24 protein-coding genes and 2 riboswitches are annotated in these 25,624 nt (G+C 68.2%); of the genes, 14 read left to right on the top strand and 10 right to left on the bottom strand.

The annotated features are described in order from the left end of the window. The first annotated feature begins 91 nt into the window (after nt 1-91). The 6 genes from ABIB51_RS14385 to mnhG are packed head-to-tail and all read left to right on the top strand — an operon-like array spanning nt 92 to nt 6,562. On the top strand, nt 92-3,106 hold the full coding sequence (locus ABIB51_RS14385) for a Na+/H+ antiporter subunit A (RefSeq protein WP_354189128.1): 3,015 nt from the start codon (nt 92-94) through the stop codon (nt 3,104-3,106). Next, complete coding sequence (locus tag ABIB51_RS14380) at nt 3,103-3,708, top strand: Na(+)/H(+) antiporter subunit C (protein ID WP_354189126.1); 606 nt, start codon at nt 3,103-3,105, stop codon at nt 3,706-3,708. Before ABIB51_RS14385 ends, ABIB51_RS14380 begins: the two co-directional genes overlap by 4 nt. Beyond that, a complete protein-coding gene (locus ABIB51_RS14375) occupies nt 3,705-5,318 on the top strand; it encodes a Na+/H+ antiporter subunit D (RefSeq protein WP_354189124.1) in 1,614 nt (537 codons plus the stop codon). Before ABIB51_RS14380 ends, ABIB51_RS14375 begins: the two co-directional genes overlap by 4 nt. Further along, a complete protein-coding gene (locus ABIB51_RS14370; protein WP_354189122.1) occupies nt 5,315-5,860 on the top strand; it encodes a Na+/H+ antiporter subunit E in 546 nt (181 codons plus the stop codon). Before ABIB51_RS14375 ends, ABIB51_RS14370 begins: the two co-directional genes overlap by 4 nt. Further along, a complete protein-coding gene (locus ABIB51_RS14365) occupies nt 5,857-6,135 on the top strand; it encodes an MrpF/PhaF family protein (RefSeq protein ID WP_354189120.1) in 279 nt (92 codons plus the stop codon). Before ABIB51_RS14370 ends, ABIB51_RS14365 begins: the two co-directional genes overlap by 4 nt. Then, the gene (gene mnhG / locus ABIB51_RS14360) at nt 6,125-6,562 is read left to right on the top strand and encodes a monovalent cation/H(+) antiporter subunit G (protein ID WP_354189118.1); all 438 of its coding nucleotides are present in this window, start codon (nt 6,125-6,127) and stop codon (nt 6,560-6,562) included. The genes ABIB51_RS14365 and mnhG overlap by 11 nt, the downstream gene beginning before the upstream one ends. A 47-nt stretch (nt 6,563-6,609) precedes the next feature. Here the strand turns inward: mnhG and ABIB51_RS14355 are convergent, their stop codons facing one another. Beyond that, nucleotides 6,610-6,873 carry a DUF4235 domain-containing protein gene (locus tag ABIB51_RS14355; protein WP_354189116.1) on the bottom strand — a complete coding sequence of 88 codons (264 nt, stop codon included), beginning with the start codon at nt 6,871-6,873 and terminating at the stop codon, nt 6,610-6,612. A 177-nt stretch (nt 6,874-7,050) separates the two neighbouring features. Further along, nucleotides 7,051-7,194, top strand: a riboswitch (TPP riboswitch). A gap of 67 nt (nt 7,195-7,261) precedes the next feature. Here ABIB51_RS14355 and ABIB51_RS14350 point away from each other — a divergent pair. The 5 genes from ABIB51_RS14350 (at nt 7,262) to ABIB51_RS14330 (ending at nt 13,324) form a co-directional block, all read left to right on the top strand. Then, nucleotides 7,262-7,894, top strand: a complete 633-nt coding sequence (locus ABIB51_RS14350; protein WP_354189114.1) for an ECF transporter S component — start codon at nt 7,262-7,264, stop codon at nt 7,892-7,894. A 46-nt stretch (nt 7,895-7,940) separates the two neighbouring features. Then, nucleotides 7,941-9,557, top strand: a complete 1,617-nt coding sequence (locus tag ABIB51_RS14345; RefSeq protein ID WP_354189112.1) for an ABC transporter ATP-binding protein — start codon at nt 7,941-7,943, stop codon at nt 9,555-9,557. Continuing rightward, nucleotides 9,554-10,357, top strand: coding sequence for an energy-coupling factor transporter transmembrane component T family protein (locus tag ABIB51_RS14340; RefSeq protein WP_354189110.1), 804 nt, complete (start codon nt 9,554-9,556; stop codon nt 10,355-10,357). Before ABIB51_RS14345 ends, ABIB51_RS14340 begins: the two co-directional genes overlap by 4 nt. Nucleotides 10,358-10,526: 169 nt before the next feature. Beyond that, on the top strand, nt 10,527-12,050 hold the full coding sequence (locus tag ABIB51_RS14335) for a UDP-N-acetylglucosamine 1-carboxyvinyltransferase (protein ID WP_354189108.1): 1,524 nt from the start codon (nt 10,527-10,529) through the stop codon (nt 12,048-12,050). A gap of 83 nt (nt 12,051-12,133) precedes the next feature. Beyond that, complete coding sequence (locus ABIB51_RS14330; RefSeq protein WP_354189106.1) at nt 12,134-13,324, top strand: glutamate--cysteine ligase; 1,191 nt, start codon at nt 12,134-12,136, stop codon at nt 13,322-13,324. Between the two features lie 196 nt (nt 13,325-13,520). On the opposite strand, the gene ABIB51_RS14325 is transcribed toward ABIB51_RS14330, so the two are convergent. From ABIB51_RS14325 to ABIB51_RS14315, 3 genes are read right to left on the bottom strand one after another with little or no spacing between them, the layout of a single operon-like run. After that, nucleotides 13,521-14,729 carry an O-succinylhomoserine sulfhydrylase gene (locus ABIB51_RS14325; protein WP_354189104.1) on the bottom strand — a complete coding sequence of 403 codons (1,209 nt, stop codon included), beginning with the start codon at nt 14,727-14,729 and terminating at the stop codon, nt 13,521-13,523. Next, nucleotides 14,730-15,149, bottom strand: a complete 420-nt coding sequence (locus tag ABIB51_RS14320) for a rhodanese-like domain-containing protein (protein WP_354189102.1) — start codon at nt 15,147-15,149, stop codon at nt 14,730-14,732. Then, the gene (locus ABIB51_RS14315) at nt 15,146-15,478 is read right to left on the bottom strand and encodes a DUF1737 domain-containing protein (protein ID WP_502916138.1); all 333 of its coding nucleotides are present in this window, start codon (nt 15,476-15,478) and stop codon (nt 15,146-15,148) included. The genes ABIB51_RS14320 and ABIB51_RS14315 overlap by 4 nt, the downstream gene beginning before the upstream one ends. 13 nt (nt 15,479-15,491) lie before the next feature. After that, nucleotides 15,492-15,607: riboswitch (SAM riboswitch) on the bottom strand. A 283-nt stretch (nt 15,608-15,890) separates the two neighbouring features. On the opposite strand from ABIB51_RS14315, the gene ABIB51_RS14310 reads away from it, so the two are divergent. Together ABIB51_RS14310 and ABIB51_RS14305 are read left to right on the top strand one after the other, a co-directional pair. After that, nucleotides 15,891-16,823, top strand: a complete 933-nt coding sequence (locus ABIB51_RS14310; protein WP_354189100.1) for an ATP-grasp domain-containing protein — start codon at nt 15,891-15,893, stop codon at nt 16,821-16,823. Then, on the top strand, nt 16,810-17,910 hold the full coding sequence (locus ABIB51_RS14305) for a glycosyltransferase family 2 protein (RefSeq protein ID WP_354189098.1): 1,101 nt from the start codon (nt 16,810-16,812) through the stop codon (nt 17,908-17,910). Before ABIB51_RS14310 ends, ABIB51_RS14305 begins: the two co-directional genes overlap by 14 nt. Here ABIB51_RS14305 and ABIB51_RS14300 read toward each other — a convergent pair. Next, nucleotides 17,892-18,866, bottom strand: coding sequence for an aminodeoxychorismate lyase (locus ABIB51_RS14300; RefSeq protein ID WP_354189096.1), 975 nt, complete (start codon nt 18,864-18,866; stop codon nt 17,892-17,894). The genes ABIB51_RS14305 and ABIB51_RS14300 overlap by 19 nt on opposite strands. A 93-nt stretch (nt 18,867-18,959) precedes the next feature. On the opposite strand from ABIB51_RS14300, the gene cls reads away from it, so the two are divergent. After that, a complete protein-coding gene (cls, locus tag ABIB51_RS14295) occupies nt 18,960-20,435 on the top strand; it encodes a cardiolipin synthase (RefSeq protein ID WP_354189094.1) in 1,476 nt (491 codons plus the stop codon). Between the two features lie 11 nt (nt 20,436-20,446). Here the strand turns inward: cls and pabB are convergent, their stop codons facing one another. The 5 genes from pabB to ABIB51_RS14270 all read right to left on the bottom strand — a co-directional run bounded on the left by pabB (nt 20,447) and on the right by ABIB51_RS14270 (nt 25,555). Next, nucleotides 20,447-22,549, bottom strand: coding sequence for an aminodeoxychorismate synthase component I (gene pabB / locus ABIB51_RS14290; RefSeq protein WP_354189092.1), 2,103 nt, complete (start codon nt 22,547-22,549; stop codon nt 20,447-20,449). Further along, on the bottom strand, nt 22,546-23,091 hold the full coding sequence (locus ABIB51_RS14285; protein WP_354189090.1) for a low molecular weight protein-tyrosine-phosphatase: 546 nt from the start codon (nt 23,089-23,091) through the stop codon (nt 22,546-22,548). The genes pabB and ABIB51_RS14285 overlap by 4 nt, the downstream gene beginning before the upstream one ends. A gap of 115 nt (nt 23,092-23,206) precedes the next feature. Next, nucleotides 23,207-23,830 (bottom strand): LysE family transporter, encoded by a 624-nt coding sequence (locus ABIB51_RS14280; RefSeq protein ID WP_354189088.1) that lies wholly within the window; start codon nt 23,828-23,830, stop codon nt 23,207-23,209. 50 nt (nt 23,831-23,880) lie between these two features. Next, nucleotides 23,881-24,432 (bottom strand): dihydrofolate reductase family protein, encoded by a 552-nt coding sequence (locus ABIB51_RS14275; protein WP_354189086.1) that lies wholly within the window; start codon nt 24,430-24,432, stop codon nt 23,881-23,883. Between the two features lie 667 nt (nt 24,433-25,099). After that, nucleotides 25,100-25,555, bottom strand: coding sequence for a hypothetical protein (locus ABIB51_RS14270; protein ID WP_354189084.1), 456 nt, complete (start codon nt 25,553-25,555; stop codon nt 25,100-25,102). Between the last annotated feature and the right edge of the window lie 69 nt (nt 25,556-25,624).

Below are 25,624 nucleotides of genomic sequence, written 5' to 3'. Positions count from 1 at the left end.
GACGCTTGGTAAACTGTCCGGACTGAACCTAACGGATGACCGCCTGCTCCAACTTTTTGACAATCGAATTCCTGACGTTGCGGAGATACCAGTGATCACAGTCCTTGCCGTGCACTTTGCGGTGGCTGCTGTGGCGCCATTGCTTTTCCGGAAGTTCGGCAGGAACTCGTTCTACGCCCTCGCGGCGGTACCGGCGGCGTCGTTCGTCTGGCTCATCCTGCAGCACGGCGACGTCTACTCGTCCGCCGGCACGGCCGAAGTGCTGCCGTGGGTTCCGGGGCTGAAGCTGGAGCTGGCGTTCCGGATGGATGCCCTGGCCTGGGTCATGTCCCTGCTCATTCTCGGTGTCGGCGCGCTTGTGCTCGCGTACTGCGCCCGGTATTTCAAGGACAAGGACGATTACCTCGGCGGCTTCGGCGCGCAGCTGCTGGCCTTCGCCGGGGCGATGTTCGGGCTCGTCACCGCGGACGATCTGCTCCTGATGTTCATTTTCTGGGAACTGACCACCGTCCTGTCCTACCTGCTGATCGGGTACGCCCGCACCCGGCTGTCCGCGCGCCGCTCTGCCCTGCAGGCCCTGATGGTGACCACAGCCGGCGGCCTGGCCATGCTCGTGGGCCTCATCATGCTGGGCTTCAGCGCCGGGACGTACCGGATTTCGGCCATCCTGGAACAGGCGGCGGCGCTGGTCACCGGGCCGGACAGCGCGGCCATTGGTGCCGCCGTCGTGCTCATCCTGATCGGCGCGATCACCAAGTCGGCCCTCGTTCCCTTCCACTTCTGGCTTCCGGGCGCCATGGCAGCCCCCACCCCGGTCAGCGCCTACCTGCACGCCGCAGCCATGGTGAAGGCCGGCATCTACCTCGTGGCGCGGCTGGCCCCGGGTTTCTCGGAGACGGCATTCTGGCTGCCTGTGGTGCTGGGCCTGGGCCTGGCCACCATGCTCGTGGGAGGCTACCGGGCGCTCCGCCAGACGGACATCAAACTCATCCTCGCCTACGGCACCGTCAGCCAGCTCGGCTTCCTGACCATGGTGGTGGGGCTCGGCACCCCCGGCGCCGCCCTTGCCGGCCTGGCGCTGCTGCTGGCGCACGGGCTCTTCAAAGCGACGCTCTTCCTGGTGGTGGGCATCATCGACCACCAGGCCGGCACCCGCGACATCCGCAAACTTTCCGGTGTCTACGGTTCCGCCCGGGCGCTGGCCATCGTGGCCGGCATCGGCGCCGCCTCGATGGCGGGCATCCCGCCGCTGTCCGGCTTCGTGGCCAAAGAAGCCGTCCTCGAGGCGTTCGTCCACTACGGCACCGACGCCGGCGCAGGGCCCTGGGGCATGGTGCTCCTGATCGGGATGGCCCTGGGGTCGGTCCTGACGTTCGCCTACAGCGCCCGGTTCATGTGGGGCGCCTTTGCCGTCAAGCCGGGGGTGGAGACGACACCGTTCAAGCCGATCAGCCCGTCTTTCCTCGCCGCCCCGGCCGTCCTGAGCCTGCTCATCGTTGTCTACGGCTTGTGGCCGGTCCCCGTGGACGGCTGGATCCAGCCGTACGCCGCCTTGTTCCTCGACGGATCGGCTGACCACGGGGAGTCCACCGCCGGGCACCTGGCCCTGTGGCACGGATTCACGCCGGCCCTGGGGCTGACCGCCATCACCGTGGTCCTCGGCCTGGCCATGTTCTACGGCCGGCAGGCCGTGTCCCGGCTGCAGAGCCTGGTCCCCGGCTGGATCGACGGCGACCGCGGCTACCAGCTGGCCATCGGTGCCCTCGACGACGCCGCCGTCTGGGTCACCGGCCGGACCCAGCGTGGTTCGCTGTTCTTCTACCTCTCGGTCATCCTCACCGTGGCGTTCGTCCTTCCGCTCACGGTGCTGCTCACGTCCGGGAAGCCGCTGCCGGGGGACCTCTACTTCATCGATCCCAACTCCCCGCTGCAGCTGGTGGTCGGCGCCGGGATCGTGATCGGGGCGCTCGCCGCCGTGCGGGCCAACAAGCGCTTCCTCGCCGTGCTGATGGTGTCCGTCACGGGCTATGGAATTGCCCTCATGTTCGCGCTGCAGGGCGCCCCGGACCTCGCCCTGACGCAGATGCTGGTGGAGACCATCATCCTGGTGGCGTTCGTCCTGGCCATGCGGAGCCTCCCCGCCGAACTGCGGGACCGCACCGGAGGCAGATACCGGGTCATCCGCGTGATCATCGGGCTCGCCTTCGGCCTCACCATGGTCTTTGTCGCCATCTACGCGCTGGGCGCCCGGGTGGCCGGGCCGGTGTCGCTCGAATTCCCGAGGCTGGCCTACGAAGGCGGCGGCGGGCTCAACATCGTCAACGTCACCCTCGTGGACATCCGTGCCTGGGACACCTTCGGCGAGATCTCCGTGCTGGCCCTCGCGGCCACCGGCGTCGCCAGCCTCATCTTCGTCCGCGGCCGCGGCGACGGCATCCGCGCCTCGTCCACCGTCGCCGAAGGGACCGTCGGGCGCCGTAAGCCGGCCCGCGGGGCGGGGGGCAACACCCGCGACGACGCCGCGCTGGCCATGAGCCGCCGCTTTGCCGCCTCCAGCCGCGACGCCTGGCTCGTCGCCGGGCGCACCTTGGCACCGGAACGGCGCTCGATCATTTTCGAAGTTGTCACCCGGCTGATCTTCCACTCCATGATCGTGTTCTCCGTCTACCTGCTCCTGGCCGGCCACAACCTGCCCGGCGGCGGCTTCGCCGGCGGACTCACCGCCGGCCTGGCGCTGACGATGCGCTACCTCGCAGGCGGCCGGTACGAGCTGCGGGAGGCCACCCCCGTCAGCGCCGGCGCCCTGCTCGGGATCGGCCTCGCCACCGCGGCCGTCTCGGGTGTGGCACCGCTGCTGCTTGGCGGCCAGGTGTTCCAGAGCGCCATCATCGAACTCTGGCTCCCGGTCTTCGGGGACATCAAGTTCGTCACGTCCACCCTGTTCGACATCGGCGTCTACATCGTCGTCGTGGGCCTGGTGCTGGACGTGCTGCGGAGCCTCGGCGCGGAAATCGACGAGCACTTCGAAGAGCACCCGGCCGAACCGTCCGAAGACCAGGAATCCGTCGGGGTCCCCGCTGAAACTACTGCCAAGGGGAAAGCATGAGCGTCAACCTGACCCTGCTGACGGTCATGGGAGCCCTGTACGCCTGCGGCATCTACCTGATCCTGGAGCGCAGCCTCACCCGCGTGCTCCTGGGCCTTATGCTCCTCGCCAACGCCACCAACCTGCTGATCCTCGCCACCGGCGGCTACGCCGGGCTGGCGCCGTTGTTCAGCAAGGACACCGGGGCGGGGGAATACAACGACCCGCTGCCGCAGGCCCTCATCCTGACCTCGATCGTGATCTCCTTCGCGGTCACCGCGTTCATGCTCGGCATGATCTACCGCACCTGGGTGCTGGCACGCCAGGACGAAATCCAGGACGACGCCGAGGACCGCCGCGTCGCCGAGACGCCCAGCTTCGACGCCGAGGATGACTCCGTGATCCCGGTAGAGACCTCCGAATTCCCGCTCACCATGATCGGTTCGGACGGCGACGGGATCTCCGACACCCCCGCCGGAAACAACGCCGCCGCGAACAACGCCGCCGGGTCCGCCACCGTCAAGGTGGGGGACCGCAAGCTCGATGCCCAAGTCGCCGCCGCGGAAGAACAACCCGGCTCGCTCAACGTGACCCCACCAGGCCAGGAAGGAGGCGGACAGTGAACATCGCCAGTTTCGCCCCGCTCGCCGTCGTACTTCCCATCCTGGGCGCCGCCCTGACCTTCCTGCTGATCCGGCACTCCAGCGCCCAGCGGGCGGTCAGCATCGCGCTGCTCTCCCTGACGCTGCTGCTCGAATGCCTGCTGCTCGCCTCCGTCTGGGAGGGCGGCACCGCGGCGGTGAACATCGGCGGCTGGCTTCCGCCCTGGGGCATCGTCATGGTGGTGGACCAGTTCTCCTCGCTGATGCTCGTGGTGTCCTCCTCCGTGAGCCTGGCCGTGCTGGTCTACGCCACCGGGCAGGGCATGGCCGACGGCGACCAGGACGCGCCGGTCTCGATCTTCCACCCGACGTACCTGATCCTGGTGGCCGGGGTCTCCAACGCGTTCCTCTCCGGGGACCTGTTCAACCTCTACGTGGGCTTTGAGATCCTCCTGACCGCCAGTTACGTGCTGATGACACTCGGCGGTACGGGCCCGCGGATCCGGGCCGGGGTGACCTACGTGGTGGTCTCGGTGGTGTCCTCGGTACTCTTCCTGATCGCGATCGCCATGATCTACGGCGCCACCGGAACCATCAACATGGCCGACCTCGCCATCAAGCTCGCCGACGTGGACCAGGGCACACGGAACCTGCTGCACGTCATGCTGCTGGTCGCGTTCGGCATCAAGGCCGCCGTCTTCCCGTTGTCCTTCTGGCTCCCCGACTCCTACCCGACCGCCCCCGCCCCGGTCACGGCGGTGTTCGCCGGGCTGCTGACCAAGGTGGGCGTCTACGCGATGGTGCGCACCGAGACGCTGCTCTTCCCGGGCGACACCTTCAACACCCCGCTGATGATCGCCGCCCTGCTGACCATGGTGGTGGGAATTCTGGGCGCCCTGGCCCAGAGCGACATCAAACGACTGCTCTCCTTCACCCTGGTCAGCCATATCGGCTACATGGTCTTCGGGCTGGCAATGTCCTCGGTGGCGGGACTGGGCGCTGCCGTCTTCTACGTGGCCCACCACATCACCATCCAGACCAGCCTGTTCCTGGTCACCGGCCTCATTGAACGCCGGGGCGGCAGTTCCTCCATGGACCGCGTCGCCGGGCTGGCCAAACTCTCGCCGGTGCTGGCTGTGCTGTTCTTCGTGCCCGCGATGAACCTGGCGGGAATCCCGCCGCTCTCCGGCTTCCTGGGCAAGCTGGGGCTCCTGCAGGCCGGCGTGCAGCTGGGGACCCCGCTGGCCTACGCCCTGGTGATCGGCGGAGTGCTGACCAGCCTCTTGACCCTGCTGGCGATAGCGAGGGTCTGGAACCGCGCGTTCTGGCGTAAGCCGGAGGACGCCGAACATCCTGATCCCGTGCTCCTGGCCGTTCCGGGGGACACCGCCACCGGTGACCGCGCAGGCAAGAGCAACGTCACCCTGCTGCCGCGGACCATGGTCGGCTCCACCCTCGGCCTGGTGATTTTCGGCGTCGCGCTGACCGTCTTCGCCGGACCCCTGTTCAAGGTGGCGGACCAGTCCGCCGCGGAGATGCTGGACCGGACCGCCTACATCCAGGCGGTCCTGGGCGGGGACGCACCGGTGCCGGTCCTGGCCCAGCCCGCCGGGCCGGGAGGAGAGAAATGAGCCGGAAACGGATCTCGCTGCGCCAGGAGCTCCCGCTGCTGGTCTGGCTCGTGATCGTCTGGGGCGCCCTCTGGCAGGACTTCAGTCCCGGCAACCTGCTCTTCGGCGCCATCATCGCCGTGGTGGTGGCCAGGCTCTTCTACCTGCCCCCGATGGAGCTGGGTGGCCGCTTCAACGTGCTGCGCGCCATCCACTTCGCCGCGACGTTCCTCGTCAAAGTGGCGGCAGCGAGCTTCCAGGTCCTGTACCTCGCCGTGGCCAAGGGCCCCAAGGTGATCAGCGCCGTCGTCGCCGTCCCGCTCCGAAGCCATTCCGACCTGCTGGTGACCGCCACCGGCCACGTGATTTCGCTGATCCCCGGTTCGCTCGTGGTGGAGGTGGACAGGTCCACCTCCACGCTCTACATCCACGGCGTCAATGTCCGCAACCCGGAAGATGCCGCGCAGCTGCGGAAGGAAGTCCGCGACGCCGAGGCCGGCCTGATCCGGATCATGGGTACCAAGGCTGAACTTTCCGCACTGAACCAGGAGGTGGGCGCATGATGCAGCTCGTCCTGACCGTAACCGCCGTCGTGCTGACCCTGGCCGCCGCGGGTGCGATCATCCGGATCGCGCGGGGCCCGTCCCTGCTGGACCGTGTGCTGGCCGCCGACGTGCTGCTGGCGATCGTGGGCGCGGCGCTCTGCATCGACATGGCGGTCAACCGGCACCTGAACAACCTCATGCTGCTGGTGGCCGTGTCCATCATCGGGTTCATCGGATCCGTGACCGTGGCCCGGTTCGTCGCCGACCGGCGGGAGCAAACCCGTGAATCCTGACAACTCTTCGGGCGACTTCTCCGGCGACACCGTGATCGACGCCGTCTCGGCGGTGTTCATGCTGGTCGGCGCCCTGATGTCCCTCGGCGCGGCGATCGGGCTGCTGCGGTTCCCCGACCTCATGAGCAGGATGCACGCCGCCACCAAGCCCCAGGTGCTCGGGCTGTTCCTGCTGCTCTGCGCGGTGGGACTCCAGATGCGCACCTGGTGGGTGTGGCCCGTCCTTGTGGTGGCCTGGATCTTCCAGCTGCTCACCGTGCCGGTGTCCGCCCACATGGTGGGCCGGGCCGGTTACCGCACCAAGCACCTCCACCCGGAACTGCTCAGCGCCGACGAGCTCGAGGCCGTGGTGCAGCAGGCCGCGGGCACGAGCGGGTTCTCCGACGAGGGTGCCGAGCCGGACGACGGCGGCCGCGACCGCCGCTGAGCGGGTGGTTAGACGATGGGCCTAGTCGATGCACCCAGACACTGCGCCTAGACCAGGTCCTGGGTTTTGGCGAAGCGGGTGATGGCCCGCTGGGTGCCGCGGTTCGCGAGGACCTGGATGATGGCGCTGACCGAGGCTGAGATCAGCGCGAACGTCAGGGCCGAGCGCAGCGTGGTGGGGACGTCGTCTTCGGTGCCCTTGGGCGGTTTGTTGCCCGTGGACTTTTCCCAGACGGTGTCGACGAGCTTGGTGCCGAGGAACCCGGCAAGCAGGCTGATGCCGGTTCCGAGCAGTTTGATGAAGATGTTCATTCTTCGGACTCCTTGTGGGAGGAAACAGGGCTTCCCCTAGCCTAGCGTCCCGGCCCCCGCAGCAGGGCCGCCACCGCGCGGGCCGCGCCGGTCCCTCCGCACCCCGATTGTGACAGCCGGGCAAGGGATAACCGGCCCTGCGGGTGTAGACTAGGCATCGCCCACAAGGGCGATATTTAGATACGACAGGGGAGCGCCGCCGTCGGGCATCGCTGGAGAAATCCAGGGAAACCATCGGTGGGCGCTGAGAGTGCGGACAGCCGCAGACCCTCGAACCTGATCCGGTTAGTACCGGCGCAAGGGAGTCGAGTTCTCAGAGTGCGTGGCGGGGCGGCGGAAGCCGCGGCCGGCCGTCGCACTCTCCCCTCCTGTTCCTCAGGAGGACGACATGACTGACATTTCTGCGAAGCAGACGCTCACCCGGCGCAATTACAACTGGCGTGTGGTGGACATTGTGGTGGCCGCCCTGATCGCGGTTGCCGGCGGCGTCATTTTCTGGGCCTGGTCCCAGGGCGCCAACCTCATTTCCGCACCGGTCAACGCACTGTATCCGCCGTTGACCGGACTCTACGCCGGCGGCTGGATGATTCCCGCCGTGCTGGGCATGCTCATCATCCGCAAGCCCGGGGCCGCACTGTTCTGCGAAACGGTGGCAGCGACCGGTGAACTGATCATGGGCTCGCAGTACGGCACCACGGTGCTGATCTCCGGCGTCCTGCAGGGCCTGGGCGCGGAGCTGGTGTTCGCCGCACTGGTGTACAAGAAGTTCAACCTGCCGGTCTCGCTGCTGGCCGGTGCCGGCGCGGGCCTCTTCTGCGGCCTGAACGATTCGTTCCTGCCCTGGGGCTGGAACATCGCCTACGCCGGCGGGGACAAGCTCGCCTACATCATCTTCACCGCCATCTCCGGCGCCGTGATCGCCGGCGGACTGTCCTGGCTCGCCACCCGCGGCCTGGCGAAGACCGGCGTGCTGAGCTCCTTCGCATCCCGCAAGGCCGCAACGGAGCCTGTGGTCTCCTGAACACCGACGTGCTGCTGAGTAACCTGCTGACGACGACGGCTCCCCGATGACGACGCGCCTCAACGGTGTCCGCCCGGCGGCCGTCACGGCCCGGGGCTGGGGCTGGCGGCACGCCGGCCGGTCCCGGCCCGCGGTCAACGGGCTGGACCTGGACATCCGGCCCGGAGAGCGCGTGCTGCTGCTCGGGCCCTCGGGCGCGGGCAAATCGACGCTGTTGCATGCCCTCGCCGGCGTGCTCGGCGACAACTCCGACGGGTCCAGCGCGGAGGATTCCGACGAGGCCGGCAGCCTCCTGATCGACGGCGCCCCGCCCAGGGCGCAGCGCGGCCGGGCCGGGCTGGTCCAGCAGGACCCGGAAACCCAGGTGGTGCTCTCCCGGCTCGGGGACGACGTCGCCTTCGGGGCGGAAAACCTGTCCGTGCCGCCGGCGGAGATCTGGGGCCGGGTGCGGGAAGCGCTCGACGACGTCGGGATGGGCCGGCTGCCGCTGGACCATCCGACCTCCGACCTCTCCGGCGGCCAGAAGCAGCGCCTGGCGCTGGCCGGCATCCTGGCGATGCGGCCCGGGCTGCTGCTGCTGGATGAACCCACCGCCAACCTGGACCCGGCAGGCGTCCTGGAAGTCCGGGACGCTGTGGGTCGCTGCCTGGACAAGACCGGGGCCACCCTCGTGGTGGTCGAGCACCGGGTCGCCGTCTGGAAAGACCTGGTGGACCGGATCGTGGTCCTGCAGCCGGGATCCGCCACCCAGCCGGCTGTCCTGATCGACGGGCCGCCGGACCGGATCCTGGCGCAGGCCCGGGACATGCTCACCGCTGCCGGGGTCTGGGTGCCGGGCTACGTGCCGCAGACCCGGGCACGCACGGCGTCGGCCGGCCCGGGCTCCGCGACAGCCACGGGCTCCGGACAGCCCGGCGCCGGGACCCTCCTGATGGCCGCAGATCACCTCGCCGTTTCCCGCGAACGCCCCCGCCGCGCCGGTGTGCTCCAGGGCTTCGCCGCCATCCCCCCGGTCCCGGTGCAGTCCGGCATCGCGGCGCAGATCCGGGCTGGTGAGGCGCTGACCATCACCGGCCCCAACGGCTCGGGCAAATCGACGTTCGCCCTGACCCTGGCCGGCCTCCTCAGGCCGGTATCCGGCACCGTTTCCGCCACGCCGGCATTGGCTGCCGGCGCCGGGACCGATCCGTACTCGTGGAAAGCGCAGCAACTGATCGCCCGGATCGGAACCGTCTTCCAGGAACCCGAGCACCAGTTCGTCACCGGCAATGTGCTCGACGAGTTGATGTTCGGCCCCCGGCACCTGGGCCGGGGCGAGGACCGCGTGGACGAGCTGCTGGAGCGGCTCCGGCTGACCGAGCTGGTGCACGCCAACCCCTACACCCTGTCCGGCGGCGAAAAGCGGCGGCTCTCGGTAGCCACCGTGCTCGCGGCCCATCCGCAGGTGCTCGTCCTGGACGAACCCACCTTCGGCCAGGATGCCAACACCTGGGCCGAGCTCGCCTCCTTCCTCTCCGAACTCCTCGACGCCGGAACCGCCGTCGTCTCGGTGACCCACGACGCGGAGTTCACCGCGGTGCTGGGCGGAACGGAAATTGGCCTGCCCGCCCCGGGACACCGGGAGCCGGACAGGCCCGTCCCCGGAAAGGTCTTGACGCCATGAGGGACGTCCTGACCCTGCGGGGCAACCAGGCGCTGCTGACCCGCGCCAACCCGCTGGCCAAGTTCATCGCCGTCGTGCTGATCACGCTGGTCCTGGCGCTCTCCATCGACTGGGTCTCGGCGTCGGTGGCACTGGCCTGCGAAGTGGCACTGTTGCCGCTGGCAGGGTTGGGCCTCGCGCTGCTGTGGCGGCGCGGCTGGCCGCTGATCCTGGCGGCGGCACTGGGCGGATGGAGCACCGCCATCCTGGCGCCGGACAGCGGAAGAATACTGCTCGACGCCGGCATCTGGTCCATCAGCGAAGGTTCGCTCGAGCTCGGTGTGGGTTTCCTGCTCCGCGGACTCGCCATCGCGCTGCCCGCAGTGCTGCTCATGAGCTGCACCGACCCCACGGACCTGGCCGACGCGCTGGCCCAGAACGCGAAACTGCCGCACCGCTTCGTCCTGGGCACCCTGGCCGCGATGCGGCTCGTGGGGCTCATGGCCGAAGAATGGCAGACCATCGGCATGGCCCGCCGCGCCCGCGGCGTGGGATCGCGCGGCAACCCCTACCAGCGCCTGCGCTCCACCCTGGGGCAGAGCTTCGGGCTCCTCGTCCAGGCCATCCGGCGTGCCTCGCGGCTGGCCGTCACCATGGAGGCCCGCGGTTTCGGCGGTGCCCAGCGGACCTGGGCGCGGCCCTCGACGTTCAGCAGCCTGGACGTCTGGGTCCTGCTGGGCGGGATCGGAGTCGCCGCCGCCTCGGTCGCCGCGGCGCTGGCGGCCGGGACCTGGAACCTCGTGTTCCTCGCACGGCAATAGCGGATAAGCGGATAGGCGGATAAGGGGAGTTCGGCGGCGCGGTGCGTGCGGCGTGTCGCGCCGCCCTCCGGCTCTGCATATATCGCACGGGGCGGGTATCTGTGTGAGGTTGACGGCATTCCGGCGCTAATTCCCGGGTTCAATAGCTCATGCATGATATTTTTCTGGAATGACTCAACAGACTGCCGAACACGTAGGTGCCCTGCTGCGCGATGCCCGCGGCCAGAAGGGCTGGACGCAGGGGCAGCTCGCCGCCGAACTCGGGACCAGCCAGAGCGCGATTGCCCGGATGGAACAAGGCAAACAGAACCTGAGCCTGAAAATGATCGAGCGGCTGGAATCCATCTTCGGCCGGACCATCGTCAAGGTCGGCCGCCCGCAGATGACCCACCTCCGGGTCGAGGGCGGGCGCACCCTCTCCGGCGCCGTGGATGTCAACAGCAGCAAGAACGCCGGCGTCGCCCTGCTGTGCGCCAGCCTGATCAACCGCGGCACCACCACCCTGCGCCGGCTGGCCCGGATCGAAGAGGTCAACCGGATCGTCGAGGTCCTGACGAGCATCGGCGTCGAATGCACCTGGCTGAACGCCAACGACCTCCAGATCCGCCGCCCCGACGTGCTGGACCTCGACTCCATGGACGTGGAGGCCGCCCGCCGGACCCGTAGCGTCATCATGCTGCTGGGCCCGCTGCTGGACGAATCCAGCGCATACCGGCTGCCCTACGCCGGCGGCTGCGACCTCGGCACCCGCACGGTCCAGCCGCACATGCAGGCGCTGCGCCAGTTCGGCCTCAGTGTCGAAGCGAAGTCCGGGTTCTACGCGGTGCAGGCGCCGCCGTCGGACGGACACGACCGCTCCTTCGTGCTGAGCGAACGCGGTGACACCGTCACCGAAAACGCGATCATGGCCGCCGCCCACCGCCGCGGCACCACCATCATCCGCAACGCCAGCCCCAACTACATGGTGCAGGACCTGTGCTTCTATCTGCAGATGCTGGGCGTGGAGATCCAGGGCGTGGGAACCACCACCCTGAAAATCACCGGCCGCCCGTCCGTGGACGTCGACATTGAATACTTCCCGTCCGAGGATCCGATCGAGGCGATGAGCCTCATCACTGCCGGCATCGTGACGAACTCCGAAGTCACCATCCGCCGTGTCCCCATCGAGTTCATGGAAATCGAACTCGCCACGCTCGAACAGATGGGCCAGCGGCTCGACGTGTCCGGCGAGTATCTTGCCCGCAACGGCCGCACCCGGCTGGTGGATGTCACCACCAAGCCCTCGGAATTACTGGCGCCGGAAGACAAGATCCACCCGATGCCCTTCCCCGGGCTCAACATCGATAACCTGCCGTTTTTCGCGGTCATTGCCGCCAACGCCCACGGCCAGACCATGATCCACGACTGGGTCTACGAGAACCGGGCGATCTACCTGACCGAACTGAACAAGCTCGGCGCCCAGGTGCAGCTGCTCGACCCGCACCGGATCTACGTCAACGGCCCCACCAAGTGGCGTGCGGCGGAAGTCGGCTGCCCGCCCGCGCTCCGGCCGGCCGCGTGCCTCCTGCTGGCCATGCTCGCAGCGCGGGGAGTCTCGGAACTGCGCAACATCTATGTGATCGAGCGTGGCTACGAGGACCTTGCCGAACGGCTCAACACCATCGGCGCGAAGATCGAGTACTTCCAAGACTGAATCCACTGGATCCACAGGACCCTTCGATTCCTCCGGCCGGCTGACCCCGCGCGTTTCAGCGGATCCTGACGCACAATAGAATCATGCGCACCTTCGGCGTGGAGGAAGAACTGCTGATAGTGGACCCGGAAACGGGGATGCCGCTTGCCCTGGCCGACGTCATGTTGCCCGGCCTGGTGCCGCCAACGCAGGACGCCGGCCGGGTGGTCGCGGCGCAGGCTCCAGTCCACGAGGACGCCGGGTTCAGCTTCGAGCTCAAGCTGGAACAGATTGAAACCCAGACCCTGCCGTGCCTGGATTACCCCCGGCTGCTCCAGCAGGTCAGGCAGAGCCGGGTCCGTGCAGACCGCGCCGCCCGGGCGCACGGCGGCCGCGTCGCGGCCCTGGCCACTTCGCCCCGGGGTTCCGCGACCCACACGACGCCGACGCAGCGTTACGTGACCATGCAGGAACGCTTCGGGCTCACCGTCCGCAACCAGCTGACCTGCGGCTTCCACGTCCACACCTTTGTGGAGTCGCCGGAGGAGGGGGTGGCGGCGATGGACCGGATCCGGGACAAGCTGGCCGTGCTGATTGCCCTCAGCGCCAATTCCCCGTACTGGAACGGCGCGGAAACCGGGTTTGAAAGCTACCGCACGCAGGCGTGGAACCGGTGGCCGGGCTCGGGCCCCACCATGATCTTCGGCAGCCTGCCCGTGTACCGGCGGGTGGTGACCCGGCTGGTGGAAAGCGGCGTGCTGATGGACGAGGGGATGATCTATTTCGACGCCCGGTTGTGCCGGCACCATCCCACAGTGGAGGTCCGGGTCGCCGACGTCTGCCTGCGGGCCGAGGACGCGGCGCTGATCGCCGTGCTGGTGCGGGCCCTCGTCGAATCCGCCTGCCGGGAATGGTACGACGGCGTCGAGCCCGCCCCGGTGCCCACGCTGCTGCTGCGGATGGCCGCCTGGCAGGCCAGCAATTGCGGGTTGCGCGGCCAGCTGCTGGACTTCGGGACCTTCACGCCGGCGCCGGCAGCGGACGTTGTCCACGCTTTCGTGGATTACCTGGCCCCGGTCCTGGCGGAGCAGGGGGAGCTTGAGCTGGCCCGCGAGGGCATCACAAGGGTCCTGGCGGAGGGGACGGGGTCGCAGCTGCAGCGCAGGCCGCACCGGCAGGGCGGACTCATTGCGGTCGTGGACCGGGCAGTCCACGAGACCCTGCGCGGGGCGGACGCGGACGCCGGGGATCCCGGGGACGAGGCGCCGACCCTGGGCCGCGTGCGCGAGGCCTGAACGGGAAACCCGGGGTATGGCGCCGCGAGATGACAGTTCGACATTCCGCCACACACCAAATCAAAGAACTCAGCGCGGGCATTCAAGGAAAACACCTTGCCCATCAAACGCTCCATCTTTCAGAGCGTTGCAACGACCATATGACTTTGCCGCGGCAACACTGCCGTTAACTGTAATCTCGCGGCCGGACGAAGCCCTAGACCTGCTTGAGCGCCTGGCCGAGGTCGCGGATGAGGTCGTCGAGGTCCTCCAGGCCCACGGAGAGCCGCACCACGCCGTCACTGAGCCCGATCGCCGCGCGTCCGTCCGGCCCCATGGCGCGGTGGGTCGTCGTGGCCGGGTGGGTGATGAGGGACTTCGCATCGCCCAGGTTGTTGGAGATGTCGATGATCCGCAGCGCGTCCAGCAGCGCGAATGCGGCCTCCTTGGCGGAGCGCCCGGGGGAGGGGGAAAGCTCGAGCGTGAGCACCGTGCCGCCGGCCTTCATCTGCCTGGCCGCCAGCTCGTATTGCGGATGCGATTTCAGCAGCGGGTACTTCACCCAGTTCACCGCGGGCTGCCCCTCGAGCCACCCGGCCAGCCGCAGGGCCGACGCCGATGAATGGTTCACGCGCAGCGCCATGGTCTCGAGGCCCTTGGTCAGCACCCACGCATTGAAGGCGGAGAGCGCCGGTCCGGTGTGGCGCATGAGCTGCTTGACCGGGCCGTCGATGAATTCCTTGGTGCCCAGGATCGCGCCGCCGAGGACTCGGCCCTGGCCGTCGATGTGTTTCGTGCCGGAGTACACAACAACATCCGCGCCGAGGTCCCCGCACCGCTGCAGCAGGGGAGTGGCGAAGACGTTGTCGACCACAACGGTGGCGCCCGCGGCATGGGCCAGGTCGCTGACAGCGGCGATGTCCACAATCTCCTGCATCGGGTTCGACGGCGACTCGAAGAAGACCGCCGTCGTCGGCTCCGACAAGGCCACCCTCCATTGCTCCAGGTCCGGCCCGTCGACGAAGACGGTTTCCACGCCCCAGCGCGGCAGGATTTCGTTGAGGATGACGAAGCAGGAGCCGAACAGCGAGCGGGCGGCGACCACCCGGTCGCCGGCTGCCAACAGGGCGCCGAGGGCGGTGAACACCGCGGACATGCCGGACGCCGTGGCAAAGCACGCCTCGGTGCCCTCAAGAAGGCGGAGGCGTTCCTGGAAAGTGGCCACCGAGGGGTTGCCGTAGCGGGAATAGACGAAGCGCTCGTCCTCCCCGGTGAAGGCACGCTCGGCGGCGGCGGCGGATTCGTAGACGAAGCCGGAGTTGAGGAAGATCGGCTCGGTGGTTTCCTGGAAGCCCGTGCGGTCCAGCCCGCCGCGGACAGCCTGGGTTTCCGGGCTCCAGCCGGCGGCGTCGGGGTTGAAAGTCACTTAGTTCTTTCCGAGGTTGGTGGGCAGGCCACGGTTCTTCCAGCCGTTAACGCTCCGTTCGCCGAACTTGTCCGGCTCGCCCTCGAAACCCTCAAGGACGTTGTAGGACGTGTAGCCGGCCTCGGTGGCGGCGATTGCGGCGGCGATGGACCGGGCACCCGAACGGCAGAGGAAGACCAGCTCGGTGCCGGTATCCTCCGGTGCCTGCTGCTTGAGTTGCTCAACGAACTGCGAGTTGGGGATGCCGCCGGCCAGGTTCCACTGGATGAACAGCGGATCATTCCGCTTGTTGCCCGCGGATGCGGTGTCCGGGATGCCAATGTGGGCCCATTCGCCCTCGGTGCGGACATCGACCAGGATGGCGCCCGCCTCGAGTTTGGCCCAGGCTTCCTGCGGGCTCAGGTCTCCGGCGTAGCTCATGCGTTGCCCTCGATGGTCTCTTCAAAGCCGAAGCCGTCAATTTCCAGGCCTTCCACCGCGTCGGCGACCGCGGCATCGGCGCTGGCGATCGCTGCCGGCAGCACCACGGCCTGGGCAACGATGACGCTGCTGCCGTTGAAGCTGGCGGAGGGGCTCCCGTGCAGGACGTAGCCCCCTGCCAGGGCCGTCGAAACCCGCTCGCAGAAGGAACGGTCGTCGGGGCCGGTGAACAGGCGGTAGGCCAGCCGTTCCTCAATGGCCGCGCCCGGGCGGGCGGGGGACGGCGCGGGTGCTGTGCTTGGGACAGCGGGGGCGGATGCGTCAGGCACGACGGGACTCCTTCTTTCACGCTTGCAGCTCGAATGGGTCGATATGCCGAGTATTCACCTGAGGCACCCCGCCGCGAAAGGGAGGGTTGCCGACCGGCCAGTCAGGGCTTGGCGCCGGTTCTCGTTACTCCCGAAAAACGTAACACCTGCGACGCCCGCGCGCACCGCGCCGCCGTCATGTTCCGTAACCGGCTTCCGGTCCCGGTCCCGGGCATACGTATTACTTGTCCCGTCCGGATCCGCGCCCGGACAGTTTCGAGTAGGGCCCACTCGGGTCTTCTGATAGGTCGCTCGCCTTTACTGGAGGCAGGCTTCCGCCGGAGGTCCTGGAGTGCCAAGCCGCCGCAGATTGAGGGTGCCGGGCAGAAATGCCAAGGCCTGCCCGCCGCCTCGGAACTGAAACGGAGAAACCGTGAAACCCCGCGTCCTGATCACCAGTGTCGGCAGCCCTGCCGGCACCGCCCTCGCCGCCCAGCTGCGGTCCCGGGGCGTTCCGTTCATGGGCGCCGATGTCCGGGAACTGCCGGACGGATCGGGCGTCAGCGGGGTCAGGGTGCCGCCGGCCGCTGATCCTGAGATGATGCCTGTGCTGCGCCGGATCGTCGCCCGGGAGGGCGTTAACCTGGTGATTCCGGCCGGCAGCGATGAGCTGATGCAGGTCTCCGCGGCACGTGCCGGGTTCGGACGGGACGTCCGTGTGATCGTGGGCGATCCCGGCCCCGTCGCTCTCGCCAACGACCGGCTCTTCACGGCGTGGCACCTGCGCTCTGCCGGAATTCCGGTCCCCCGCTTCGGCGTTCCCGGGGACTTCGTCGACGCCGGTGCCGCGATGGCTGCGCTGGACGGACCGGTGGTGGTCAAGTCCCGGTCCTACCGCGGCGGCTGCGATGTGATCGTCATCGACGGGACCGAGGACATCGACTGGGGTGAATTGCCTGACGGGCAGATTGTGCAGGAATATATTCCCGGATTGGAATATTCCCCGATGGTCTACGGGACACCGGCGCACAATGCGGCATCCCCATTCGCCGTTGTGGTGGAAAAGGCCCGGATCGAAGGCTGCGGGGCGGTGACCCGGCGGGTCCTGGCCGGTGAGGCCATGGACGTGGGCGACGTGGCGACAGCCGCCGTCCGTTCACTGGGCCTGATCGGTCCCGTTCACCTGGATGTCCGCCGCAGGGCCGACGGAACCCCGGTGGTGCTGGGCGTGGACGCCCGCTTCGGCGCCTTCAGCGACGTGGCGCCCGAACTGCTCGACGCCGTCCTGGACGCCTTCAACCTGCCGTCCTTCAACCCGGCGTCGTTCCGGCAGGGAACCGGGGCGTACGCCAGTGTCCTGGTTTGACCCCGCTGCCCCGGGCGCCCTGATCCTCCTGCTCCTCCTCGGCGCGCCGAGCCTGCTGTTCGGCCTCGTTCAGCTGATCGCGCTGCCCCTGGCCGTGCGGTTCGAGGTCCGTGCCGCCCGCCGTCGCCGGCGCGGAGTCCCGACACTGTGGGATCAATGGCCCAGCGTCTCCATTGTCGTCCCGGTCCGCAATGAGTCCGGCGCCATCGGGAACTGCCTTCGGTCCATCGAACTCACCGGCTACGCCCGGTATGAGGTGATCCTCGTCGACGACGGGTCCACGGACAACACGGCCCAACTCGCGGCGGGCCTTGCCGCTGCGGACCCGCGGATCAAGGTCCTGGGCCAAGCCGCCGCAGGAAAGGGCGCCGCCCTGAACCTGGGTGCCCGCCATGCCACCGGCGACGTCGTTATGGTTGCCGGCGCGGGCGGGATCTTCTCCCGGGACGCCATCGACCGGATGCTGCAGGGATTCGAGGATCCGGGTACCGGCGCTGTCTGCGGCGATGAGGTGTCTGCCCCCGCGGACCCGGTTCGGACCAGGGCGCTGGCCTTCCCCGGGCGCTTCGCCGCCGGGATGACGCGGCGGGCATTGTCCGAGCTGGGTGGCCTTCCCTCGGCCGCCGGCCCCATCGTGGCGTTCCCCCGCAAGGTGCTGGCGGAAATCGGGCCGTTCCGGGAGGACACTGCGTCTGCGGAGCTGGAGCTGGCCTGGCGCGTGCACGGCGCCGGATACCGCGTCGGCTTTGCGCCGTGTGCCCGGATCGTCGCGGGATCCGCCTCGACCGTCCGGGAACTCTGGCGGCAGCGGGACCGCCGGGTGTGCGGACTGCTTCACGCGGGGGCGGTCCACGTGGACCTGGCCGGCAGCCGCCGGGACGGGGATCTCGTGCTCCGCCGGCTGCCGCTGCCGCTCGCCCCTGTCGGCACCGTGTTCACTGCCCTGTCCCTGCTGGCCGCACTCGGACGCGACCGCGCCCGTGGCAGAGCCCGCGGGGGAACGCCCCGGAGCTGGACGAGGACGCCGGCGGGCGCTCCGGGAGGCCTGGACGGCCTAGGCCGATCCGGTTACCCGATGGTGGCGTAAAGGGCGTTCAGCTCCGCCGTCAGCTGCTTGCGCAGCTCCGGGGTGCCGATCTCCTTGCCGTCAATGTGGTTCACGGGGGCAAGCAGCCGGATGCTTGAAATCAGCCAGACAGCATCGGCGTCGAGCAGGTCCTTGGGCTCCAGTGGTCCGTAGCCCAGCTCCCAGCCGGCGGCCTTGGCCGCGGTGAACAGGGCGCCCTGCGAGGTGCCGGGCAGGATGCCGCTGTCCAGCTGGGGCGTGATGAGGCGCCGGACGGTGCGGACGCCGCCCTCGCCGTCGTCGGACGTTTCCAGGTGGGCCAGCAGGACTGTCGACGTCGGGCCTTCCAGGACCCGGCCGTCGGCGGAAGTGAAGATGACATCGTCGGCGCCCTGGTGGTGGGCGTACCGCAGCGACGCCATGTTGACGGCGTAGGACAGGGTCTTGGCGCCCAGCAGCAGCCACGGGGCGCGCTCGCCGACCTCACTGTCGTAGCCGCGGTCAAGGAGCAGGACGTCGATCCCTGTCTCGCGCTGCCGGCGGCCGGCACCGCCGGGGACGGAGGCCTGCACCCAGCAGGTGGGACGGCCCTCGCCCTCAACACCGCGTGTCACGAGGAGCTTCACCACCAGTTCATCGGCGGCAGCTTCATCGCCGGTCTCCCCGGCGGCGGGCCCCGTCTGGCCGCGGTACTCGCTGATCGCCGTCCCGATGGCACGCCGCCACGCGGCCTCCGCCGGAATGTCCAGCTCCAGCAGCCGGGCGGAGCCGGCCAGCCGGTTCAGGTGTGCCTGCAGCTTCCGGGGCCGGCCGCCCACAGCGAGCAACGACTCGAACACGCCGTCGCCGCGGGTGGCGCCCTGGTCCGTGGCCAGCAGCTGCGGCTTGGAAGCGTCGACAATGCGGCCGTTTTCGAACTCGGGATCCAGGAAGACCAGCACCGTGGCGGGGCCCGGAACTGAGGCGGGAGTAGTCATGGCTCCAGCTTAGTGCGGCGTGCCTCGGATAGGATTTGCAGATTGCCCGTTCCGGAACTGTTCCGCGGGTCTGGAGCTTTGAGGGGTTCGTCTGTGCTGTGGCCATTTCCGCTGGTGGGGACACTCCCGTCCTGGGCCATTCTCATTTTGACCCTGATCGACTTCGCCATCCGCGTACTGGCACTCGGCATCATCCCCGGAAACCGCCGGCCCACCACGGCCATGGCCTGGCTTCTGGGCATCTTCTTCGTACCGGCTCTGGGCCTGGTGCTCTTCCTGCTCTTCGGCAACTTCCGGCTCTCCCGCAAGCGGCGGGCGCAGCAGGAGGCCGTCAACACCCGGGTCCGTGCCGGCACCTCGGAACTCGCCACGCTCGAGAGCCGGTACGACGGCCCGGAATGGGTGGCCTCCGCCGCGGAACTGAACAAGACCCTCGGTTCGCTGCCCATGGTGGACGGCAACAGTGTGGCGCTGCTCCCCGGCTATCCGGATTCCATCACTTCGATGGCGGCGGCTGTCCGCCAGGCCAAGGAATTCGTCAACGCCGAGTTCTACATCATGAGCAGCGACCACATCACGGACGATCTGTTGACCGCGCTGGAGGAAGCGGCGGAGCGCGGCGTCGAAGTCCGCCTCCTGTTCGACCACCTGGGCACGCTCCGGATCAAGGGCTACAGCAAACTCATAGCCCGGCTGAAGGCCAGCAAGATCCGCTGGCGGCCCATGCTGCCGCTGCGGCCCGTACACGGGCAGTGGCGCCGGCCCGATCTGCGCAACCACCGCAAGATCATGGTGATCGACGGCGAGATCGCCTTCACAGGCTCGCAGAACCTGATCGAGCCGTCCTACAACAACCCGCGGCACCGGAAGATGGGCCGCGAGTGGGTGGAGCTGATGGCCTGCCTGCGCGGCCCAATCGTCACGACGCTCAACGTTGTGTTCGCCACCGACTGGCTCAGCGAGACCGACGAGTCCCTCGAGGAGCAGCTCGCGCACCGGCCCGAACGGCACGCCGGGAACATCACGGCCCAGGTGGTGCCCAGCGGCCCGGGCTTCATCACCGAAAACAACCTCCGGCTCTTCAACACGCTGATCTACTCGGCGCAGCACAAGATTTCGATCTGCAGCCCGTACTTCGTCCCGGACGACTCCCTGCTGTACGCGGTGACGACGGCGGCGCAGCGCGGCGTCGACGTCGAACTGTTCGTCTCGGAAAAAGGCGACCAGTTCCTGGTCCACCACGCCCAGCAGTCCTACTATGAGGCCCTGCTCGAGGCCGGGGTACGGATCTACCTGTACAAGGCCCCGTTTGTGCTGCACGCCAAACACTTCACCATCGACGACGAGGTGGCGGTCCTCGGCTCCAGCAACATGGACATGCGCTCCTTCTCGCTGAACCTGGAAGTCTCCGTGATGCTCCTGGGCGAGGACATCGTGCAGCGGATCCGGGCCGTGGAGAACACCTACCGCGACATCTCGCACGAACTCTTGCTCGACGACTGGATGAAGCGCCCCATGCTGGTCAAATACGTGGACAACGTCGCACGCCTGACCGCGACCGTCCAGTAACAGGCCCGGCGTCAGCCGGCCGGGAAGTCCGCGCCGAGTGCCGAGAGGACGCCGAAGGCCTTGGTCCGGACCTCCTCGTACTCCTCCTGCGGTGAGGAATCCGCCGTGATCGCGCCGCCGACGCCCAGGCTGAGCTCCGTGGCCCCGGCGGGGCCCGCGCTGACCACCAGCGTCCGGATCGCGACGGCGAGGTCCGTGGCCCCGCTGAGCGAGAAGTAGCCGATCGCGCCCGAGTACACGCCCCGAGGTGCCCCCTCCAGCCGGTCCAGGATGGCCATGGTGCTGACCTTCGGGGCGCCGGTCATCGACCCGGCTGGGAAGCAGGCCGCGACGGCCTCGGCCCGGGGCATCCCCGGCCGGAGCCGGGCGTCGATGGTGCTCACCATCTGGTGGACCGTGGCGTAGCTTTCGATCGCGCACAACCGGCTGACCGAGACGGATCCTGGCACGGCGAAATGGCTGAGGTCATTGCGCAGCAGGTCCACGATCATGATGTTTTCCGCGCGGTCCTTGGGCGATGACTCGAGTTCCCGCCGCAACCCCGCGTCCCGCTCCGGATCGGCGTCCCGGCGCCGGGTGCCCTTGATGGGCTCGGCCCGCATCCCGCCGTCGGCAGCAACCCGCAGGAACCGCTCCGGCGAGGTGCTGGCCACGCTGAGTTCCCCGAACCGCAGAAAGCTGGCAAACGGTGCCGGATTTCGGCGCCGCAGCGCGAGGTAGGCCTGCCAGGGATCCAGCCCGCCGGCCGGTGTCTTCGCCGTCAGTACCGTGGTGAGGCAGATCTCGTAGCTGTTCCCTTCGGCGATTTCATGCTGCGCCTCGGTGATCTTGGCCTTGTACGAGACTTCCGAATCCCGTGCGGCAAAGTCCGGACCGGCCGATTGCAGGCCGGCGCCCTTTCCGCCCGCCGCCGGGCCTGCGGAATCTGCCCGCGCCGGTTCCGCTGCTGCCGCCACCGCGGCCCGGGCCGCGTCCAGCCACTCCCCGGCCTCTGCCGTGTCCAGGGCGAGCAGCCACGTTGTGCCCTCCAGATGGTCCAGCAGGACGGCGCGTCCGGCGAAGAGCAGGCAGGCGTCGGGGCTGTCAGAGGTGACATCGCTGCCGCCGGTTTCCCGCTTCAGTTCGTAGCCGAGGTAGCCGAGCCAGCCCAGGGCGAACTCTGCCGGGTAGCCATCCGGGGTGCGGAGCGCCCGGCGGCCCCAGACGCCGTCGAGCCAGCGGAAGAACGGCCCCTCAGTCCGGACGGTGGCGTTGCCGATGCTCACCCACGTCCGGCCCGAGCTGTGCCGGACCGACTGGCCGAAACGGCCGCCGTCGTCGGCCAGAACGCTGAAACGGCTCCGTTCAGCCGCCGCGCCGGGCCCGTCACCGCCGGCCCCGTCCGCGCCGTGCGGGCCGGGGGTCCCGGGCTTGAGGGAGGAGTCCAGCCAGACCGCGTTGGCGGAGCCGCCGAAGAGGCGCTCGAACAGCCGGACGGCGTCCGGTTCGGCGTCGATCCGTTCGGCGCGGAGCTGCTGGCCGTGGCGTGCCGCGAGCTCGGGCAGCAGCGCCGGGGCAAGGGCGGGCAAGTACTGCAGGGACTGCAGCACCTGCTCCGGGGCGGTGCCGTCGGCGAGGTTGAGCACGCGGACGTCGGCGTGCGACGGAACGTCGTCTGCCGCGAGCCATTCCTGCTCCTGCCCGGCCCACAGGTCCCAGTACGGTGCGTAGCCCTCGCCGTCCCGGGCGAGGGCGCGGCGGTGGCGGTCCTGGTCCGGGGCGTCCGCCCAGACCACGGCGTCCAGGTAGGGCCGGGCGGACTCGGCCGCGGCGCCCACCCCTTCCACCAGGACGATCTCGGCGGGCTGGGTGGTGCGGGTGTCGCCGTCGTAGTGCCGGGTCCAGTCCCAGCTGACCCACTCTGCGGGGTCGCCGTGGTGCAGCGGTTTCAGGACAGTGGAGACGTAGCGTTCGATCCCGGCGGCAAGGCCGTTCCAGCCGGGATAGATGTCCTCGAGATGGAACAACGAGACCTTGTGGTGCTCCCGGAGCCGGGCGGCAAGTTCGATTGCCAGGGTGGTCTTTCCTGCGCCGGACCGTCCGTCGATGGCGATGATGACGGGTGCGGGGCTCATGAAATAGAGCGTACCCGCTGCTCCGGCCGCTCCTGGTGGGCCAGCTGGTCGCGGACGTACGCCACGATGCCCGGAACAGCGTCGTGGATCAGGTTCCAGGTGAGGTCGAAGTCCGCGTGTCCGCCGTACCACGGGTCCTCGATGCCCTGATCCAGGGGATCCTTGCCTGCCACGGCGGGATCGAAGCTGCGCAGCATCCGGATCCTGGACAGGGACTCGCGGTCCGGTGCCGTCTGCCGCAGCCAGCCGTAGTGGTCCACGTCCAGGGCGAGGATCAGCTCGCGGGTGTGGAACCATTCCGGCCGCCATTCACGCGCCACGTGGTGGTCCGAGGAGATGCCGTGTGCCTGGAGGTTGCGGGCGGCGCGGGGATCGATCGGCCGGCCGACCTCGTAGGCCGCTATCCCGGCCGAGTCCACCGTTGCGCCGGCAAGGCCCCCGGCGGCGAAGGCCTCCGCCAGCATCAGCCCGGCCATCGGGGACCGGCAGATGTTTCCGGTGCAGACCGTGATGATCCGGAACTGGCTCGACTTTGAGGTCATGTTGCTAAGCATGAATGATGCAGACGCCTCTTGGCTAGCCGGGCTCCCGCCAATGTTACAAGGCCAGTCAATAAACTTTTCCATCTTGTCATTTTCTGCGCTGCGTGCGCCGTGACTAGTGGATCGACGCCAGCAGGATGCCCACTGCAACGAACAAAACGCCGAAGGTCCGGTTGAGGATCCTCTGGCCGCGGGCGTCGTGCGTGAAGCGCTGGAAGGTTGTGGCCGCGGCGGCGAAGAAGAGCCACATGACCAGGACGTCGATCACTATGACAGTCACGGACAGGACCAGGTACTGCGGGAGCAGGGGCCGCTCGGGACGGATGAACTGCGGCATGAAGGCCAGGAAGAACACGATGGCCTTGGGGTTCAGGAGGTTCACCCAGAGGCCGCGGCGGAACATGGAGAATGCCGGCTCGTTGCGCAGCGCGGCAGCCTTCTCCTGGTCCAGGTCGGGTTTGTGCAGGAACTGCCGGACGCCCAGATACACCAGGTAGGCGGCACCGGCGTAGCGGATGACGCTGAAGGCCACCGGCGAGCTCGCCACGAGGACCCCGACGCCCAGGGCAACAATCAGGATGTGCACCACCAGCGCGGCCTGCTGGCCGAGGATGCCCCAGATGGACCGGCGGAAGCCCGAGTTGAGCGAGTTGCTCATGGTGTTGATGGCGCCCGCGCCGGGAGTGAAGCTGATCAGGACGCCGGCGCCCGCGAGGGCCAGCCAAAGGGAGGGTTGCACCAGCCAAGTTTACGGGCCCGGCCGCCCTTACGCCCGGCGGGGCCGCGGGGTCAGTCGCCGCGGAGGCCGTAGCTGAGGATCATGTTGCCCTTGCTGGTCTGTTGGGACGACTGCAGCTCCAGCCGGGTGAGGGGATCGCCATCGTTGAAGAGCCGCCGGCCGCTGCCCGCGATCACGGGATGGACGATCAGCATCAAGGTGTCGAGCATCCCGGCGAACAGCAACTGGCGGACCAAGGAGATGCTGCTGAAGATCCCTATTTCGCCGCCGTCGCTGTTCTTCAAGCCTGCCACGAAGTCCTCCAGCGGACCCTCAATCAGGCGCGAATTCTGCCACTCCAGCTCCCCGGCCAGCGTCCGGGACGCGACAAATTTCGGCAGGGGATTGATGAACCCCGCGAAGTCGGCGTCGCTTTCAGCGTTCGGCCAGTAGCCCGCCCACTGTTCGTACCCGATGCGGCCCAGGACCGCGGTGTCGATCCGGCCCATCATCTCGCCCATCCCGGCACCCAACTCCGCGTCGAAACTGTCGAACTGCCAAAGGAACGGGTCTTCAACCACCCCGTCCACAGTGCAGAAAAGGCCGGCCGTCAACTTGCGCATGGGTTCTCCTTACCGGTGGGTCTTTTTAGTGCACCCTATCTGCAGAGCAGGGGGCATGGAATGGCTGACAGAAACTCGTTCGAGACGGCATCGGACCACGGGGCCGTTCCGCCCGGACGGTCCCGTCAGCATCGCTCGCCCAGGGGCACGGGCGGTCCGTCGTCCGTGTCCCCATCATTCGAGCAGTCATTGCCCCTGCCGCCGCCCTGGCCCTCGGCCTGTACCCAGCCTCGGTGCTTCAGATTTGGCGGCACTTTGGTGCGGCTGTGGCCGTGCGGTGAGTGCGGAGTAGCGTCCGGCGTGACCTCAGGCCCGACCGGATAATGGGTCACCAGGCGAACGTGTTAGGAGTACTTGTAGTCTGGCCTAATGGCTCAATGGGGGACCGCCGAAACAGGGCAGTCTGCCTGCCCCCTCCCGACCCTCTGCCAGCACTACCGGATCTCTCAGCGTGTGGTCGGAGGTCGAGCCGAACAGCAACAGACGTTCGTGCGTCAAATCTACAAGTTGCGGGACGGACACGGCGGCGAGGTCAGCCGAAGACCGCATCTTTGGCCGGGGGACGTGGGCCAAAGCCGACCGGCGGCAGAGTTCGGCGGCGCTTCCCAGCCGGAGGAGCCGTTCCCTGAGGCGTTCGCTAGCCGGGAGATCAGAGATGCGTACGCGCTCAGCCACACTTACCCAGCTTCGAATGAGCCCAGTGGAACATGGTCCTGGGAAGATCCTCGTAGCCTGGATACTGGTCGAAGAAGGACCGCGCTTGGGCTGACATATAGCCCGTTTCGTCGATGGCAAGATGGCCGATCAGCTGCATGCCCCGTTCGGCTGCCTTCGATGCCAACGCGCGGGCCTCGTCAATGATCGGCTCCGAGACGTCGTACTCGCTGAACCTGCCAGGATGTGCGATGGCAAAATATCTGGTGTGTTCCGCGTCCAGCGCAAACAAGACAGCGTCCTGGAAAGGGGCCAGCGACCCGGAGAAATCTTCGGCGACGACCTCGACGCTGTTGAACCGCATTTCGGTATCCACACAAATCAGCACCAGCTTTGGCATGAGTCTGCCGTCCTGGACGATGAACGGGCGGGCGAGTACCTCGAAGTCGAAGCCTGCTTGGATGATCATGTCCTGATGTTAGGAAAACCGCCCCAGGACCCGTCAGGGGTGACTCCGGCTATGTGGACAACGGCCCGC

Origin of the sequence: Arthrobacter sp. UYCu712 (assembly GCF_040547005.1) — a bacterium.
GTDB lineage: Bacteria > Actinomycetota > Actinomycetes > Actinomycetales > Micrococcaceae > Arthrobacter.
Note: the sequence above shows the minus strand (reverse complement) of the source record. Positions and strands in the feature narration are given on the sequence as shown.

Bases quoted from the DNA above. Each gene is read 5' to 3' on its own strand.
- ABIB51_RS14350 (WP_354189114.1), top strand. From the start codon at position 7,262: ATGACTGACATTTCTGCGAAGCAGACGCTCACCCGGCGCAATTACAAC.
- ABIB51_RS14275 (WP_354189086.1), bottom strand. From the start codon at position 24,432: ATGCGCAAGTTGACGGCCGGCCTTTTCTGCACTGTGGACGGGGTGGTT.
- ABIB51_RS14320 (WP_354189102.1), bottom strand. From the start codon at position 15,149: ATGAGCTACGCCGGAGACCTGAGCCCGCAGGAAGCCTGGGCCAAACTC.
- ABIB51_RS14330 (WP_354189106.1), top strand. From the start codon at position 12,134: ATGCGCACCTTCGGCGTGGAGGAAGAACTGCTGATAGTGGACCCGGAA.
- ABIB51_RS14345 (WP_354189112.1), top strand. From the start codon at position 7,941: ATGACGACGCGCCTCAACGGTGTCCGCCCGGCGGCCGTCACGGCCCGG.
- pabB (WP_354189092.1), bottom strand. From the start codon at position 22,549: ATGAGCCCCGCACCCGTCATCATCGCCATCGACGGACGGTCCGGCGCA.
- ABIB51_RS14340 (WP_354189110.1), top strand. From the start codon at position 9,554: ATGAGGGACGTCCTGACCCTGCGGGGCAACCAGGCGCTGCTGACCCGC.
- ABIB51_RS14335 (WP_354189108.1), top strand. From the start codon at position 10,527: ATGACTCAACAGACTGCCGAACACGTAGGTGCCCTGCTGCGCGATGCC.
- ABIB51_RS14365 (WP_354189120.1), top strand. From the start codon at position 5,857: ATGATGCAGCTCGTCCTGACCGTAACCGCCGTCGTGCTGACCCTGGCC.
- ABIB51_RS14355 (WP_354189116.1), bottom strand. From the start codon at position 6,873: ATGAACATCTTCATCAAACTGCTCGGAACCGGCATCAGCCTGCTTGCC.
- ABIB51_RS14370 (WP_354189122.1), top strand. From the start codon at position 5,315: ATGAGCCGGAAACGGATCTCGCTGCGCCAGGAGCTCCCGCTGCTGGTC.
- ABIB51_RS14270 (WP_354189084.1), bottom strand. From the start codon at position 25,555: ATGATCATCCAAGCAGGCTTCGACTTCGAGGTACTCGCCCGCCCGTTC.
- ABIB51_RS14300 (WP_354189096.1), bottom strand. From the start codon at position 18,866: ATGACTACTCCCGCCTCAGTTCCGGGCCCCGCCACGGTGCTGGTCTTC.
- ABIB51_RS14380 (WP_354189126.1), top strand. From the start codon at position 3,103: ATGAGCGTCAACCTGACCCTGCTGACGGTCATGGGAGCCCTGTACGCC.
- ABIB51_RS14285 (WP_354189090.1), bottom strand. From the start codon at position 23,091: ATGACCTCAAAGTCGAGCCAGTTCCGGATCATCACGGTCTGCACCGGA.